Source organism: Kitasatospora sp. NPDC059088, assembly GCF_042738155.1.
Classification (GTDB): Bacteria; Actinomycetota; Actinomycetes; order Streptomycetales; family Streptomycetaceae; genus Kitasatospora.
In genome coordinates this window covers 1-15,114 of record NZ_JBHYGR010000041.1, presented here as the reverse complement: position 1 = coordinate 15,114, position 15,114 = coordinate 1, and the positions used below count along the sequence as shown (strand labels likewise).

At 75.3% G+C, this 15,114-nt stretch carries 16 protein-coding genes and 1 riboswitch; of the genes, 7 read left to right on the top strand and 9 right to left on the bottom strand.

Translation table 11 applies throughout. From position 1 onward, the window contains the following. The first annotated feature begins 119 nt into the window (after positions 1-119). Together ACFWXO_RS19940 and ACFWXO_RS19935 are read left to right on the top strand one after the other, a co-directional pair. Positions 120-629 carry a MarR family winged helix-turn-helix transcriptional regulator gene (locus ACFWXO_RS19940; RefSeq protein WP_375894574.1) on the top strand — a complete coding sequence of 170 codons (510 nt, stop codon included), beginning with the start codon at positions 120-122 and terminating at the stop codon, positions 627-629. 76 nt (positions 630-705) lie between these two features. Beyond that, a complete protein-coding gene (locus ACFWXO_RS19935) occupies positions 706-1,158 on the top strand; it encodes a hypothetical protein (RefSeq protein WP_375894577.1) in 453 nt (150 codons plus the stop codon). 7 nt (positions 1,159-1,165) lie between these two features. Here the strand turns inward: ACFWXO_RS19935 and ACFWXO_RS19930 are convergent, their stop codons facing one another. After that, positions 1,166-1,822: a class I SAM-dependent methyltransferase gene (locus ACFWXO_RS19930; protein ID WP_380525175.1), complete on the bottom strand. Its 657-nt coding sequence runs from the start codon at positions 1,820-1,822 to the stop codon at positions 1,166-1,168. A gap of 119 nt (positions 1,823-1,941) precedes the next feature. Between ACFWXO_RS19930 and ACFWXO_RS19925 the strand changes: the two genes are divergently transcribed. Further along, positions 1,942-2,253 carry a hypothetical protein gene (locus ACFWXO_RS19925; protein ID WP_380525174.1) on the top strand — a complete coding sequence of 104 codons (312 nt, stop codon included), beginning with the start codon at positions 1,942-1,944 and terminating at the stop codon, positions 2,251-2,253. Between the two features lie 4 nt (positions 2,254-2,257). Beyond that, positions 2,258-2,401 carry a hypothetical protein gene (locus tag ACFWXO_RS19920; RefSeq protein WP_380525172.1) on the top strand — a complete coding sequence of 48 codons (144 nt, stop codon included), beginning with the start codon at positions 2,258-2,260 and terminating at the stop codon, positions 2,399-2,401. Positions 2,402-2,540: 139 nt separating this feature from the next. Here ACFWXO_RS19920 and ACFWXO_RS19915 read toward each other — a convergent pair whose 3' ends face one another. Then, positions 2,541-3,722 (bottom strand): FAD-dependent monooxygenase, encoded by a 1,182-nt coding sequence (locus tag ACFWXO_RS19915; RefSeq protein ID WP_380525171.1) that lies wholly within the window; start codon positions 3,720-3,722, stop codon positions 2,541-2,543. 139 nt (positions 3,723-3,861) lie between these two features. Here ACFWXO_RS19915 and ACFWXO_RS19910 point away from each other — a divergent pair, with 139 nt between their 5' ends. Both ACFWXO_RS19910 and ACFWXO_RS19905 read left to right on the top strand, forming a co-directional pair. Beyond that, positions 3,862-4,449 carry a TetR/AcrR family transcriptional regulator gene (locus ACFWXO_RS19910; RefSeq protein ID WP_380525170.1) on the top strand — a complete coding sequence of 196 codons (588 nt, stop codon included), beginning with the start codon at positions 3,862-3,864 and terminating at the stop codon, positions 4,447-4,449. A gap of 59 nt (positions 4,450-4,508) precedes the next feature. Further along, positions 4,509-6,188 carry a serine/threonine-protein kinase gene (locus tag ACFWXO_RS19905; protein ID WP_380525169.1) on the top strand — a complete coding sequence of 560 codons (1,680 nt, stop codon included), beginning with the start codon at positions 4,509-4,511 and terminating at the stop codon, positions 6,186-6,188. 7 nt (positions 6,189-6,195) lie between these two features. Here ACFWXO_RS19905 and ACFWXO_RS19900 read toward each other — a convergent pair whose 3' ends face one another. From ACFWXO_RS19900 to ACFWXO_RS19870, 7 genes are all read right to left on the bottom strand, one after another. Beyond that, a complete protein-coding gene (locus tag ACFWXO_RS19900) occupies positions 6,196-6,672 on the bottom strand; it encodes an OsmC family protein (protein WP_380525168.1) in 477 nt (158 codons plus the stop codon). Between the two features lie 66 nt (positions 6,673-6,738). Beyond that, positions 6,739-7,281 carry a chloramphenicol phosphotransferase CPT gene (gene cpt / locus ACFWXO_RS19895; RefSeq protein ID WP_380525167.1) on the bottom strand — a complete coding sequence of 181 codons (543 nt, stop codon included), beginning with the start codon at positions 7,279-7,281 and terminating at the stop codon, positions 6,739-6,741. Positions 7,282-7,306: 25 nt separating this feature from the next. Further along, positions 7,307-8,680, bottom strand: coding sequence for a cobyrinate a,c-diamide synthase (locus ACFWXO_RS19890; protein ID WP_380525166.1), 1,374 nt, complete (start codon positions 8,678-8,680; stop codon positions 7,307-7,309). Positions 8,681-8,684: 4 nt separating this feature from the next. Then, entirely contained in the window at positions 8,685-9,290 is a 606-nt protein-coding gene (gene cobO, locus ACFWXO_RS19885; protein WP_375894599.1) for a cob(I)yrinic acid a,c-diamide adenosyltransferase, read from the bottom strand. Positions 9,291-9,296: 6 nt separating this feature from the next. Then, positions 9,297-11,384, bottom strand: a complete 2,088-nt coding sequence (locus ACFWXO_RS19880) for a putative cobaltochelatase (protein ID WP_380525165.1) — start codon at positions 11,382-11,384, stop codon at positions 9,297-9,299. Next, a complete protein-coding gene (locus ACFWXO_RS19875; protein ID WP_380525164.1) occupies positions 11,381-12,895 on the bottom strand; it encodes a cobyric acid synthase in 1,515 nt (504 codons plus the stop codon). The genes ACFWXO_RS19880 and ACFWXO_RS19875 overlap by 4 nt, the downstream gene beginning before the upstream one ends. Beyond that, positions 12,892-13,857: a cobalamin biosynthesis protein gene (locus tag ACFWXO_RS19870; protein WP_380525163.1), complete on the bottom strand. Its 966-nt coding sequence runs from the start codon at positions 13,855-13,857 to the stop codon at positions 12,892-12,894. Before ACFWXO_RS19870 ends, ACFWXO_RS19875 begins: the two co-directional genes overlap by 4 nt. Before the next feature lie 98 nt (positions 13,858-13,955). Then, a riboswitch (cobalamin riboswitch) is annotated at positions 13,956-14,087 on the bottom strand. A gap of 193 nt (positions 14,088-14,280) precedes the next feature. On the opposite strand from ACFWXO_RS19870, the gene ACFWXO_RS19865 reads away from it, so the two are divergent. Then, entirely contained in the window at positions 14,281-14,973 is a 693-nt protein-coding gene (locus tag ACFWXO_RS19865) for a transcriptional regulator (RefSeq protein ID WP_380525162.1), read from the top strand. Positions 14,974-15,114 lie beyond the last annotated feature (141 nt).

Below are 15,114 nucleotides of genomic sequence, written 5' to 3'. Positions count from 1 at the left end.
AACGTTGACTATCTGAACGTTGAGATATTTCTACGCCCGGGATCGGCGAACGTCAAGTATGTGAATGTTAAGATATCTGCACCGGCAGCAGCCCGGCCGTCCGAGGGAGATGACAGAGCATGCAGCAGCGCGACACCGTCGACGACATCGCCGAGCAGTGGGCCAGGAACCGCCCCGACCTGCCGCTGGAGGCGATGGCCCTGATCGGCCGGCTGCGGCGGCTCAACGTCCGGGTCGACAACGCCCTGCGCGAGTACTTCCTCACCTGCGGGCTGGACCCCTCCGAGTTCGACGTCCTCGCCACCCTCCGCCGCTCCGGCGAGCCCTACGAACTCAACGCCCGCGCCCTGCTCAAGTCCGCCATGGTCACCTCCGGCGCCATCACCAACCGGGTCGACAAGCTCTCCGCCAAGGGCCTGGTCGAGCGCAACCCCTGCCCCACCGACCGCCGCGCCGTCCTGGTCCGCCTCACCCCGGCCGGCAAGGACCTCATCGACGCCGCCCTCCCCGGCCACATCAGCAACGAGGAGAGCCTCCTCACCGCCCTCGACGCCGACGAGCGCGCCCAGCTCGACACCCTGCTCCGCAAGCTCCTCGTCGCCCACGGCGACACCGAGCCGCTGGGCTGACCGCCGGGTCGTTCGCGTGACCACCACCTCCCGGCCGCGTTAACCCATCGGGACGACGCGCCGGAGGAGAGACCCGATGAAGCACAGGACCCCCAGGGACATCGCCGTCGACGACCAGCTGCGGGCCGCCGGGGCGGAGGGCGCCCAGTGGCTCGCCGCCGCCGGGTGGGGGCCGCCGGTGCAGGTGCCGCTGCAGAACGCGGCCAAGTGGCAGCGGGAGACCAGGGAGCGGATGCTCGCCGCGCAGGAGGACGAGTCCTGCACCTGGTGCGACCACCTGCTGCACGGCGGCCCGCAGCCCGTCGTCGTCCACGCCGAGCACCCCACCCACCTGGTCTGCCGTGCCTGCTCGATCACCGCCCGCCCCCACCGCCGCTGCGCGGACTGCGGCGAGCCGGCCCGGTCGGCCTCCCCGCTCGACGGCCGCGAGGACGTCTGCATGGGCACGGTGGCGATCTACACCCGCCTCCGCTGCCCCGCCTGCCACCGCAGCGACCCGATCAACGGGACCTTCGGGAGCGGCTGGTGAAGATCCGTCAGGTGGTTGCGACCAGTGCGTAGCGCTCGTCGTGCACCGGACCGCCCCACAGGGCCGCGTCCCCGCTGAGCGGCTCGACACGCAGCTCCGCGACCAACGGGCGGACCGCCGCGGCCAGTTCGTCGGCGCCCACGCCGCCGCCCCAGGGCAGCCGCTCCGCCCCGGCGACGTACGGGGCCGCCTGCTCGCCCGCCTCGCGCCAGCGCCCCTCGACCAGCACCAGCCGCCCGCCCGGGCGCAGCAGCCGCACCCAGGCGCGCAGCGCCCGTTCCGGGTCGGGCAGGGTCCAGACCAGGTGCCGCGACAGCAGCACGTCGAAGCCGCCCTCCCGCAGCGGCGGCGCGCCCGCGTCCCCCACCAGGAAGCGCCCGGCCAGCCCGGCCGCCGCCAGCTTCGCCCGGGCCCGCGCGACCATCCGCGGCGCCAGGTCCACCCCCGTCACCCGGTGCCCGTCCGCCGCCACCAACTCGGCCAACGACCCCGTCCCGCACCCGACATCCAGCACTTCCACCGCCCCGCCCGGCAGCCACCCCCGCACCCGCCGCGCCCACGCCTCCCGCACCACCGGCGCCCGCAGGCCGTGGTCCGGCTCCTCGTCGAAGGCCGCCGCGGCCGCGTCCCAGTAGTCGGCGATGGATTGCCCTGAGTCCGTCATGCCGCCCATCCTCCCGGCTCTCACCGACACCCCGGCCGGGCGTCGCCGGGCCCGGCCGTCCATCCGGATGGGGCGATCGCGATTGACGGTCGGAACGTATTCCGAACTAGCGTCGAAGCATGTCGACTCCCACCGTGTCCTTCTCCGACCTGTCGAAGAACTCCAAGCGCGTCGCGGACACCGTGGAGCGCGCCCAGCGGGTGCACGTCACGCGGCGGGACGGCGAGGACCTCTACCTGACGACGGAGCGCCATGACCGACAGCGAGAGGACACCGCCGATGTCACCGCGCGCCTCTTCACGGCGCTGATCGGCAGCGACGAGGGCGCGCGCCGTACTGCTGGCGCTTCCCGCCGTGTTCCCCTGGGTCAGGCACCTCTCCGCCGAGGAGGTGCGGGAGTTCGTCGTCGACCTCGTCGAGGCGACGCGTGATGTCGTGGAGCTCGACGTACACGCCAACCTGCACCGCGTGATGGCGGAATGGCGTGCCACCGCCAGAATCCTCGCCGACCCGGAGTTGACCGCGGAGCTGACGAGGCCGCTGCCCGGCGACGATCACGGTGAGGTGGTCGCCCCGTGAGCCCCGAGCGTGGCGATGAGGTCGCGCCGCCGCCGGTCGGCGACGAGTGGCGGGTGCGCTTCGGCTAAAAGGTGTCGGGTTGCCGCAGTGGGAGTACGAGGGCGACTGCCGGTGGTCGGGTGAACTCGGGCTCCGACCCTCAGGCCGCCGGGTGGAGGGCGGGGGGCTGCCAGTCGTAGAGGGTGCCGGTGCGGCCGAGGAGGGTGCGGGTGGGGAGGAGGCCGGCCAGGGTGAGGGCGGTGGTGCGCAGGAGGGTGGCGGCGGGGGTGCGGAGGGCGACCAGGCTGCCGGTGCGGCGGGAGGCGGTGACGACGGCGGTGGTGCGGGGGAGCCGGGCGGCGGTGTAGGCGGGGAGGGCGGTGGCGGGGTCGCCGGCGGGGGTGAGCAGCGAGGCGAGGACGACGGCGTCCTCGATGGCCTGGCAGGCGCCCTGGCCGAGGAAGGGGCACATCGCGTGGGCGGCGTCGCCGAGGAGGGCGACCCGGCCGTGGTGGTGGGCGGGCAGGGGGTCGGCGAGTTCCCGGACGTCGTTGCGGAGCAGCCGGTCCGGCTCGGCGAGGGCGAACAGCTGGGGGACGGGGGCGCACCAGTCGCCGAAGAGCCGCCGGAGTTCGGCCGCTTCGTCGGCGGCGCGGGCGCCGGCCGGGGCGAGGGCGGCGCCGTAGACGTAGACCCGGTCCTCGGCGAGCGGGACGATCCCGGCGAGGCGGCCGGGGCCCCAGACCTCGCCGGCGGCGGCCGGTCGAAGACGGGCCCCGGGCGTGACGACGGCGCGCCAGGTGGTGAATCCGCTGTAGCGCGGGCCGGGGTGGTGGGGGAAGAGCAGGCTGCGGGTGGCGGAGTGGATGCCGTCGGCGGCGACGACCAGGGCGGCCGCCCGGTCGCCCTCGCGGGTGCGGACGACGGCGGGCCGGTGGTGGTCGCCGGGGTCGGTGACGGTGGCGGGGGAGTCGGTGCGGACGGTGCCTTCGGGCAGCGCGTCGACCAGGGCGGCGATGACCTCGGCGCGGGCGACGGCGGCGACGGTGTCGCCGAAGCGGGCCCGGACGGCGGCGCCGGTGGTGCGGACGAGCCAGCGGCCGGAGGGGTGGCGGATGCCGACGGCGGGGTGGTCGGTGGCGCGGGCGCGCAGCCGGGGGCCGACGCCGAGGAGGTCGAGGGCGCGCAGGGCGTTGGGGGCGAGGGCGAGTCCGGCGCCGACGGGTTCCAGGTTCGCGGCGCGTTCGTGGACGGTGACGGGGACGCCCTGCCGGTGGAGGGCGAGGGCGGCGGTGAGGCCGCCGATGCCGCCGCCGATGACGATCGCCTGGTGCTGGCCCATGGGGGCTCCTGTTCTCCCACGCTCTCGGTCACTACAGCTGTAGTGGCCACTGCTCGGCACCGTACTACACATGTAGTGGGCCGTAAACTACGGCTGTAGTGAGTTGGGTAGTCCCCGAGGAAAGGCCATGATCGGACCCATGACGCCCCCGCGCCCGACCCTGATCGCCGACGCCGCCATCGACCTGATCGCCGAGGCCGGCCTGCGCGGACTCACCCACCGCGCGGTGGACGACGCCGCCGGCCTGCCCGCCGGCTCGACCTCCAACCTCGCCCGGACCAGGGCCGCCCTGCTGGAACTCGTGCTCACCCGGATCGTCGAGCGGGAGACCGTCGACCACCCGGTCTTCACCGAGGGCGAGCGCCCCCGAGCGGCCGCACCGGCCCGCGCGATGCTGGCCGAGGTCGGCGCCGAGGTGCTGTTCCAGGCGCTCACCAGCGGCCGCAGGCTCACCCTGGCCCGCCTGGAACTCGCCCTGGAGGCCACCCGCCGGCCCGAACTGCGCGTCGTCTACGACCGGTTGGGCGCCCGCTTCGCCGAGCTCGGCGCCGTCCTGCTCGCCGCCGCCGGCTCCACCGACCCCGAGGGCGACGCCCGCCGGCTGATCCGCTGGTGCGACGGAGTGTTGTTCAACGCGACCGCGGGCAGCGGGCACTGGTACGTGCCGATGCCGGAGGAGCTGCGCGCGGAGATCGACCGCTACCTCACCGCCCTGCTGGACCGGTAGCTCCGCCTACGGGCCGCATCGGCCCTATACTCCGTGTGCTCGATCAGCCAGGGGGAAGCATGCTGAGTGTGCTCGAAGTCGTCGCACTGCTCATGATCGGTGCGGCGCTGCTGCTACGGCTGGCGACGCTGCCGGTGCTGGTGCGTGCCCAAACGGCCGCGCGCCGAAGGGCGTTGGCCGCCACCGGCGCGGACGCGGGCGGGGGTGCGCCGGGCGGGATCGGCGCGACCGTCGGCGAGCTGGTGCTGGGCCTGCTGGGCATCGCCGGGGTGGTGGTGTTGCTGTCCTACAACGTCGTGGGCAACATGACGCACATCGGGCTGGGCGAGCCGTTCGACCCCGTCAACTCGAGGTACCTCGGCTACTCGGTGGGTCTGCACTTCGACACGGCGCAGACCGTGTACATCGCCGTGTTCGTTGTCTGCCTGCTGCTCTGCCTCCTGCTGTGCTACCTGACCCAGCGCAGGCTGCTGACCGCGGACCTGCCTCCGCAGATCTGGTCGGCGGGCGCGACCCAGGCCCGGGTCGTCGGCCTGCTGGTCCTCCGCGCGGCGCTCGCGGTGTTCGTCCTGCCGGCCGGTCTGGTCCTCCCGGTCCTGGTGTTCCAGCTCGTCGCCTTCTTCGTGAGCGGCCGGCCCAAGGCGGTCGGTGCGCAGCCGGGGAGTGCCCCGGAGGCCGGTGCCGCCCAGGCGTTCCAGGCGTACCTGGACGCGCAGAACCCGTACGCGCCCACCGCCCAGCCGCCGCAGGGCCCCTACGTCCCCCCGCAGTTCACCCCGCCGGCCCCGCCGGCCCCGCCGATGCCGCCCGTGATGCCGCCGGTGGCGTCCGCCCCGCCCGTCGGCAGTCCGCTGGGCGCGCACGAGCCCCGGACGATCGGCGGCTACCAGCTGCTCGGCCGGATCGGCTCCGGCGGCATGGGCACGGTCTACCTCGCCCAGCGCCAGGGCTCCGCCACCCAGGTCGCGCTCAAGACCATCAACCCCGAACTCCTCGCCGAGGGCGACCTGTTGCGCCGCTTCCAGCGCGAGGCCGAGGTGCTGGCGATGGTCCCCGGCGCCTACACCGCCCGGGTGCTCGACACCGGTGTGGACGCCGGTCGCCCGTACCTGGCCATGGAGTTGCTGGACGGGCGCCCGCTCGACGCCCATCTGCGCGAACAGGGCCCGATCCGCTCCGCCGAGGCGCTGAACGCCCTGGCCCTGGCGCTGGCCGTGGCGCTCTCCGGGGTGCACCGGCTCGGCCTGGTGCACCGGGACCTCAAGCCCGCCAACATCATGCTGACCACGGCCGGCCCGCGCCTGCTGGACTTCGGCATCGCGGCGATCGTGGACGGCACCCGGCTGACCGCCACCGGCGGCGGCCCGGGCACCCTGACGTACATGGCGCCGGAGCAGTTCGGCGACGAGCGGCCCGGCCCGGCGGCCGACGTGTGGGCCTGGGCGTGCTGCGTGGTCTGCGCCGCGTACGGCGTCAGCCCGTTCGCGGCGACCAACACGGGCGCGGTGATCCGCCGGATCGTGGAGAGCGGGCCCGAGCCCGCCGCCCTGGCAGCGGTCCAGGCCCTCGACCCGAGGCTCGCGGCCGTCGTCGCCCGTGCCCTGGCCATCGACCCGGCCGCCCGCCCGGCGGACGGCACGGCGCTGCTGGCGGCGCTCGCGGTGGCCCGGTCGACCACGCCGGACCAGGCGGCCGTCCACGAGCAGATCACCCGCGGCTGGCAGACCCTCACGCTCTGACCCGCGGCTAGCCCGGGACCCCCACCGTCACCTCGGCCTCGTGCCGCACCGGGAAGTTCACCGAGTTGGCGATGAAGCAGCCCCGGTTCGCCGCCCCGTGCAGGCCGAGGGCCCGCTCCACCATCCCCGGCTCGGCGACCTCGACCCGCGGGTGCAGCACCACCGAGGTGAAGCGCACGCCCTCCTGGGTCACGGTCATGGTGCCCGCCGGCCGGTCCGCGTACGAGGTCACCACGACCCCGTTCACCGCGCACTGGTGCAGGTACGACAGCAGGTGGCACTGGGCGAGCGAGACCAGCAGCAGTTGCTCCGGGTTCCAACGGGCCGGGTCGCCGTGGAAGGCGGGGTCGGCGGAGCCGAGGATGCCCGGCAGGCCCTCGACCGACACCTCGACGTCACGGGAGTAGGCCCGGTAGTCGCTGGTGCCGGTGCCCCGGTTGCCGGTCCAGTGGAGCTCGGCGCTGTACTCGTACTGCCTGGCCATGGGGGTGCCTCCGTGGGAAGGGGGTGTCCCCGGACAGTCAACCGCAACGGGCCGCCCGCGCGGGGCTCATCCGGCGGCCGCGACACGGGCGAGGACGGCGTCGGCGCAGTCCGCCACCGAGGCCTGCGAACTGTCGACCACCAGGTCGTACGCGACGCCCTCGTGCACCGCCGACGCCTGGGCGGCGGCCATCCCGGCGACGCGGTCGCCCCGCGCGGCCTCGCGGGCCGCGGCCACCGCCGGGTCGCAGCGCACGCCGACCCAGAGCACCTCCAGGCCGTCCAGCGCCGCGCGCCACCGCTGCTGGGAGGCGGCGCCGCCGAGGAACACCTCGTCGACCAGGACCGGGGCCCCGGCCCGGGCCATCGCGGCCACGCCGAGCGTCCAGGCGGCGTCCAGCCGGGCGAAGGCCGGCCCGACCTCGACCGTGCCGTCCCCGTCCGTCAGGCCGCCGATGCCCTCCTCGCCGCCGAGCAGCCACGGCGGCAGCGCCTCCACCATGGTGTCCGCGCCGAGGTGCAGCCACGGCTCCGGGAGCAGCTCCTGCAAGCGCCGGGCGATGCTCGACTTCCCGGAACTGGAGCCGCCGTTGAGAACGATCACATCCATGCGCGCATCCTAGGGAGCAAAGCCCTCAGGACGCCCCGGAATTGAACACCGCCGCCGCTCCCGCGAACGACTCCGCCACCCCGGGTGCCCCGGCCCAGTGCAGGTGCAGGTACGAGGCGTGGACGTTGCCGCCCGCGAACCCCTCCGTCCGCGGCCCGGTCGGCAGGCGCCAGCCCCAGGCGGGGTGTTCGCCGGCGCCCGGTTCGCAGACCGTCCGGTGGAACTCGTGCCCGCGCAGCCGGGTGCCCGCCGGGGCGAGCGGGGAGTCGTGCAGGGCGACGGCCTCCCGGTAGCCGAGGGTGAGCCGCTCGGTCATCCGGGCGTCGCTGTCCAGCACGCCGCACATCGGCAGGCCGTCCAACTCCCGCCCCAGGTAGAGCAGTCCGGCGCACTCGGCGGCGATCGGGCCGCCCGCCGCCGCAAAGTCGGCGATGGCCCGCCGCAGTTCGGCGTTCCGGCTCAACTCCCGGACGTACAGCTCGGGGAAGCCGCCGCCGATGACCAGTCCGGCTGTGCCCTCGGGCAGCATCGAGGCGTGCAGCGGGTCGAAGGGGACGACCTCGGCGCCCGCCGCGCCGAGCAGCTCGGCGTTCTCGGCGTACGAGAACGAGAAGGCCGCACCGCCGGCCACCGCGATCCGCGGCCGCCCGCCGACCGGCGTGACCTCCGCCGAGGCATCCCATGCTTCGGCGTCCAACTCCGGTGCGGTACGGGCGAGTTCCAGTACGGCGTCCAGATCGACCGAAGCCGCCACCAGGGAGCCCATGTCGGCAACGGCCTGCAAGGCCTCCGCCGAGCGCTCCACCGCCGGGATCAGCCCGAGGTGCCGGGACGGCGTGGCCACGGCCGCCGAGCGGCGCAGGGCGCCCAGCACGGGCACCCCGGAGCCCTCCTCCAGGGCCTCGCGCAGCAGGTGCTCGTGCCGGTCGGAGGCGACCCGGTTGAGGATCACCCCGGCGAGCCGCACCTGCGGGTCCCAGGAGGCGAAGCCGTGCACCAGCGCGGCCACCGAGCGGGACTGCGAGGAGCCGTCCACCACCAGCACCACGGGGGCCCGCAGCAGCTTGGCGACGTGCGCGGTGGAGGCCAGCTCCCCGCGCCCGGAGGCCCCGTCGAACAGGCCCATGACGCCCTCGACCACGGCGACGTCCGCCCCCGCCGCGCCGTGCAGGAACAGCGGCGCGATCCGCTCCGGCCCGCACATGAAGGCGTCCAGGTTGCGGCCCGGGCGCCCGGCGGCGAGCGCGTGGTAGCCCGGGTCGATGTAGTCGGGGCCGACCTTGTGCGGCGACACCGCCAGCCCGCGCGCGGCGAGCGCCGCGATCAGGCCGGTGGCGACGGTGGTCTTGCCGGCGCCCGAGGAGGGCGCCGCGACGACGAGGCGGGGGACGTTGTTCAAGAGGTCACCACTCGATACCGCGCTGGCCCTTGCGGCCGGCGTCCATGGGGTGCTTGACCTTGGTCATCTCGGTGACCAGGTCGGCGACCCCGGTCAGCGCCTCGGGCGCGTACCGGCCGGTGATGACGACGTGCTGGCTGCCGGGGCGGTCCTGGAGCACCGCGACGACCTCCTCCGGGTCGATCCACCCCCAGTGCATCGGGTAGGTGAACTCGTCCAGGACGTAGAAGCGGTAGGTCTCGGCGGCGAGGTCGCGCTTGACCTGCTCCCAGCCCTCCTTGGCCGCCTCCTCGCTGGTCATCTCCTGCTCGGCGGAGCGCTGGATCCAGGACCAGCCGGAGCCCATCTTGTGCCAGTCGACGGTGCCGCCCTCGCCGGAGGCGCCGAGCACGCGCAGCGCGTTCTCCTCGCCGACCTTCCACTTGGCGGACTTCACGAACTGGAACACCCCGACCGACCAGCCCTGGTTCCAGGCCCGCAGCGCCATGCCGAAGGCGGCCGTGGACTTGCCCTTCCCGGGGCCGGTGTGCACGGCGGTGATCGGCTGGGTACGGCGCTGACGGGTCGTCAGGCCGTCGTCGGGAACGCTCTCGGGGACACCCTTGGGCATGTCGGCTCAGGCCGCCTTTCGGATCGAGGTGGAGACGGGTCGGTTGGCGCGGACGAGCGAGGCCACGCCCTCCGCGCGCAGCTCGTCCAGGCTGACGGCGCTGCCGCCGAGCAGCCCGGCCAGGGTGCGGGCCAGGCCCAGCCGGACCGGCCCGGACTCGCAGTCCAGCACCACGCTCGCGGTGCCCTGGGCGGCGAACAGGGTGGCCGCCCGCTGGGAGCGGGCCAGCGCGTCCCGCCCGCCGGTGGCCCGGCCGTCGGTCACCACGACCAGCAGCGGGCGCCGGTTCGGGTCGCGCAGCCGCTCGACCCGCAGCACCTCGTGGGCGCGCAGCAGGCCGGCCGCCAGCGGGGTGCGCCCGCCGGTGGGCAGGGTCTCCAGCCGGGCGGCGCCGACCTCCACCGAGGAGGTGGGCGGCAGGGCCAGTTCGGCGTCCGCGCCGCGGAAGGTGATCATGCCGATCTTGTCCCGGCGCTGGTAGGCGTCCATCAGCAGCGACAGCACCGCGCCCTTGACGGCGGTCATCCGCTGCCGGGCGGCCATCGAGCCGGAGGCGTCCACCACGAACAGCACCAGGTTGGACTCCCGTCCCTGGCGCACCTGCTCGCGGAAGTCGTCCTTGTGCAGCACCAGCGCCCGGCCGGCCCGCCCGCGCGCCACCTGGTGCGGCGCGGCGGCCTGGAGGGTCGCGGTCAGGTGCAGCCGGCTGAGCGCACCCTGCGGGCGGCGGGCCCGGACGGTGTGCCCGCCGGTGGTCTCGGCGGGGGAGCGGCGGCCCTGGGCGCCGTGGCCGGTGCCCTGCACGGTGAACAGCCGCGTCCGGTACGGGTCCCCGGCCGCGACCGGTGCCGACTCCCGGGCGGGGGAGGGGTGCTGGGCCGGTACGGGCTGCGGCTCGGGCGCCTCGGTGTCCGTGGCCGCGGGCTCCGGGGCCGCGCCGTCGGCCGGCTCGGGCGCGCCGCCGCCGTCGGGGCCGCCGTCACCCGGGCCGCCGTCACCGCCCCCGTCCGGACCGTCCCCGTCGGGCTCCGGCCCGTCACCCTCCGGCTCCGGATCCGGCTCGACCTCCGGCTCCTCCGGCTGGGCGTGCTCCTCCAGCGTGCGGTCCAGCTGCTCCTCGTCCAACCCCGGGGCGTCGAAGGGGTTGCGGCGGCGCCGGTGCGGCAGGGCCAGCTGGGCGGCCTTGCGGACGTCCTCCTCCAGCACCTCCGTCCGCCCGGCCCAGGCGGCCAGCGCGACCGCGGTGCGGGCCATCACGATGTCCGCGCGCAGCCCGTCCACCTCGAACGCGGCGCACACCGCCGTGATCTGACGCAGCGCCACATCCGTCAGCTCGACCTTCGAGAGCAACTCCCGCGCCGCGGTGATGTGTTCGGCCAGCTCCCGCTCCTCCGCCGCGAACCGGTCGGCGAAACCGGCCGGATCGGCGTCGTAGGCGAGCCGGCGCCGGACCACCTCGGCGCGCTCGGCCGGCTCCCGGGTGGCGGCGATCTCGACGGTCAGGCCGAAGCGGTCGAGCAGCTGCGGCCGCAGCTCGCCCTCCTCCGGGTTCATGGTGCCGACCAGCAGGAACCGCGCCGCGTGCCGCACCGACACGCCCTCGCGCTCGACGTAGGAGCGGCCCATCGCGGCGGCGTCCAGCAGCAGGTCCACCACGTGGTCCTGGAGCAGGTTCACCTCGTCGATGTACAGCACGCCGCGGTGCGCCTTGGCGAGCAGGCCGGGCTCGTACGCCTTGACGCCCTCGGCCAGCGCGCGCTCCAGGTCGAGCGAGCCGACGATCCGGTCCTCGGCCACGCCGACCGGCAACTCGACCAGCTGGGACGGCCGTTGGTGGCTCCCGAAGGTGGCGTGCGGGCCGTCCGGGCACTGCGGGTCCGGCCCGGCCGGGTCGCAGGCGAACCGGCAGCCGTCCACGACGGCGATGGCGGGCAGCAGCCCGGCCAGCGCGCGCACCATGGTCGACTTGGCGGTGCCCTTCTCGCCGCGCACCAGCACGCCGCCCACGGCCGGGGAGACCGCGTTCAGCAGCAGCCCGAGCCGCAGGTCGGCCATCCCGACGATCGCGGTGAACGGATAGCGGACCTCACTCATGCGTCACTCCCAGGTGCTCCGGGCAGGAGGAACGGCAGCGATCCGGCCGCCGGCACCCCGCCCTCGATCAGCTTCCACAACGCGTCGGTGTCCGCGTGCTCCTCGATCAGGTCGCCCAGCCGGTCCAACCGGGACTCGCGCGCCACGGCGAACGAGGTGTCCGGCGCCGGTACGAACGCCCGGCCCGCCAAGTCGGCGACCTCGCGCAGGAGTTCACGGCGGAAGCCGTCGTTCTCCAGCGCGCCGTGCCAGGTGGTGCCCCAGACCGAGCCGACCCGGCAACCGTCCAGGAAGGGAACGCCCCCCTCGACGGCCACCACCCCGTGGTGGATCTCGTACCCCTCCACCCGCTGCCCGTACGCCTCGCCGACCGGCCGCGCCAGCACCTTCTCGACGCCGAAGCGCACCCGGGTCGGCAGCAGCCCGAGTCCGTCGACCACACCGGCCTTCGACTCGACCTCGTCCTCGATCGAGTGCGCCAGCATCTGGTAGCCGCCGCACACCCCGAGCACCGGCCGCCCGGCCGCCGCCCGCGCCTTCAACGCCGGCTCCAGGCCGCGCTCGCGCAGCCAGGCGAGGTCCGCCACGGTCGCCCGGGTGCCGGGCAGCACCACCAGGTCGGCGTCGGCCAGCTCCTCCGGCCGGGTCGCCCAGCGCACCAGCACGCCCGGCTCCTGGGCCAGCGCGTCCAGGTCGGTGAAGTTCGACAGGCGCGGGAAGCGCACCACGGCGACCCGCAGCACGTCCGCCCCCAGCGGCCCGCGCCCGTCCACCCGGTCCACCACGGTGGACAGGTCCAGCGAGTCCTCGGCGTCCAGCCACAGGCCCGGCAGCATCGGCAGCGTGCCCAGCACCGGACGGCCGGTCAGCTCGTGCAGCATCTCCAGCCCGGGCGCCAGCAGCCGGGCGTCACCGCGGAACTTGTTGACGAACCAGCCGGCCACGTGCCGCTGGTCCTCCGCCGACAGCAGCGCCAGCGTCCCGTACATCGCCGCGAACACCCCGCCGCGGTCGATGTCCCCGACGACCACCACCGGCAGCGCGGCGGCCGTGGCCAGGCCCATGTTGGCGATGTCCCGGTCGCGCAGGTTGATCTCGGCGGGGGAGCCGGCGCCCTCGCACACCACCACGTCGTAGCGGGCGCGCAGATCGGCCAGGCACTCCAGCGCGCGCTCCAGCAGGACGGGCTTGCGCTCCCGGTAGTCCAGCGCGCCCACCTCGGCCACCGGCCTGCCCAGCAGCACCACCTGGCTGCGGCCGTCCGCGCCCGGCTTGAGCAGCACCGGGTTCATCGCCGCCTCCGGCTCCACCCGGGCGGCCTGCGCCTGCATCGCCTGGGCGCGGCCGATCTCGGCCCCGTCGGCGGTGACGAAGGAGTTCAGCGACATGTTCTGCGCCTTGAACGGCGCCACCCGCACGCCCTGGCGGGCCAGCCACCGGCAGATCCCGGCCGTCACCACGCTCTTGCCCGCGTCCGAGGTCGTCCCCGCGACCAGCAGTGCGTTGGTCATGCCCCACCCCTCTTCCTCATCAGCATGCGCAGCAGGACGTGCCCCGCGACCGTCGTACCCAGCGCCAGCGCGCCCACCCGCCGGGACAGCGTGCAGGCCCGCTCGATGTCGTCCACCGTCACCGGCCGCAACTCGGCACCCAGGACGGGCCGGTGCTCCACCCGCTCCCCGTACCGCAACGTCCCGCCCAGCCGGACCCCGACCGCCCCCGCGAAGGCCGACTCGGCCTGGCCCGCGTTCGGGCTCGGGTGCGCGGAGCCGTCCCGGCGCCAGACCCGCCAGGCGGTCCGGGGCTCGGGCGCGGCGGCCACCGTCAGCAGGGCCGTCAGCCGGGCGCCCGGCCAGCCCACCACGTCGTCCAGCCGGGCCGAGGCCCAGCCGAAGCGGGCGTAGCGGGGCGAGCGGTGGCCCACCATGGCGTCCAGGGTGTTCACCGCGCGGAACGCCAGCAGCCCCGGCGTGCCCGCCAGGGCACCCCAGGCCAGTGCGTTCACCACGGCATCCGCCGTGTTCTCGGCCACCGACTCGACCACCGCCCGGGCGATCTGCTGCCCGTCCAGGGCACTCGGATCCCGCCCGCACAGGTGCGGCAGCCGCTCCCGGGCCGCCGTCAGGTCGCCCGCGGCCAGCGAGCGTCCGACGGTGCGGGCCTCCCGGGTCAGCGAGGTGCCGCCGAGCACCGTCCAGGTCGCCGCCGCCGCCAACGCGGCCCGGCCCAGCGGACGGCGCCCGACCGTACGGTCCAGGGCGAGCGCGCCGGCCGCGACCGCACCCACGCACACCGCGGTGTACCCGGCTCCTGCTGCCCGGTCGTCGCGCCACAGCCGCCGCTCCAGCCGCCCCGCGGCCGTGCCGAACAGGGCGACGGGGTGGCCGCGGCGCGGGTCGGCGTACCGGGCATCGGCGGCGTAGCCCACGACGGCGCCCACCGCGAAGGCCGCGGCCCGGGTCAGCGGGCGCACAACATCGAGAAGCCGGGGATCCAACCGGGCGGGGCAGCCTGCATCGCGTGGGTGTCCTCACTCAGGGTCCGCGCCCTGGATCGACGTACCGGGGGCGAGAGTCTCCTGGCTTCCGGGTCCGACGCACCCCCGGGCCTTCCAACGGCCCCTGACGGTCCGCCGTGGCACTTTCCGAGCGTGCTCCCCGGTGACAGTGGCGGGACCGCGCCGGACTCGCACCGGCTTCCTCTCCATGCCTCCGTTTGGCCCCAGGATCCCATCACGCGCCCGAACCGGGAGTCAACCGAGGTCACGGAGGGGTTGGTCACACGACGCACCCGCCCCCGCCCTGTGCGATCGCCCAGTACCACCAAGAGCCCGGCGCCCCCGCTTCGTGCGTTCGGCGGCTGGGGCCGCGCCGCAGGCCACGCCTACGGTTCGGCCATGCGCCGCAGAAAGCCCCCCGTCGCCGCCCCCGCCCCGGTGCCGTTCTCGCCGGAGGCCGCCCGGGCCCACCGAACCGGCCTCGGGCTGACCCCCGAGCAGGTCGCCGAGGGCATGGCCGCACACGGCGTCCGACTGCTGCCCGGCCACGTCCTCGCCTGGGAGGACGGCGTGCTGCGCCCCGGCGAGACCGAGTTCATCGCCCTGGCCCGCGCCCTCTGGTGCCCGGCCGCCGCCCTGATGCCCGGCCACCCCGTCAGCCTGCGCGACCACCGCCTCGCCCGGGAACTCCCCCCGGAAACCGTCGCCGAACGGGTCGGCATCCCCCTGCCCACCTACCGCCAGGCCGAACTGACCGGCGACTGGGACGGCGACCCGGACCAGACCCACGCCCTCGCCCAGGTCCTCGGCCTGCGCCTCACCGAACTCGTCGAGGCCACCGGCCGCCGCGAGACCCTCGACGCCCTGCTCCGCCAGTGCGTGGCCGGCCGCTGGCAACCCCACCTCCGCCCGATCGCCCGCCTCGTCCCCGTCCCCGAACCCGACCTCGCCGCCGTCCTCCCCGTCCTCCACCAGGAACACCACATCCCCTCCCACTGGGGCACCACCACCCACCCCACCACCCCCACCCCACCCCTCACCCCCCGCTTCTGGCACCTCCTCAGCACCCACCACCCCACCATCCCCGTCTGACCACCCCCAAGGAGCCGGAAACCCACCTGCACGGGCGCGCGGGCAACGCCCCGCGCGCCCACCACCCCCCTCCCCCCACCACCCAACCCAGGCGAGAGGGACGCGCTGCGGGAGGGGGCGGTGGAGGGGGTGGGTGCGGAG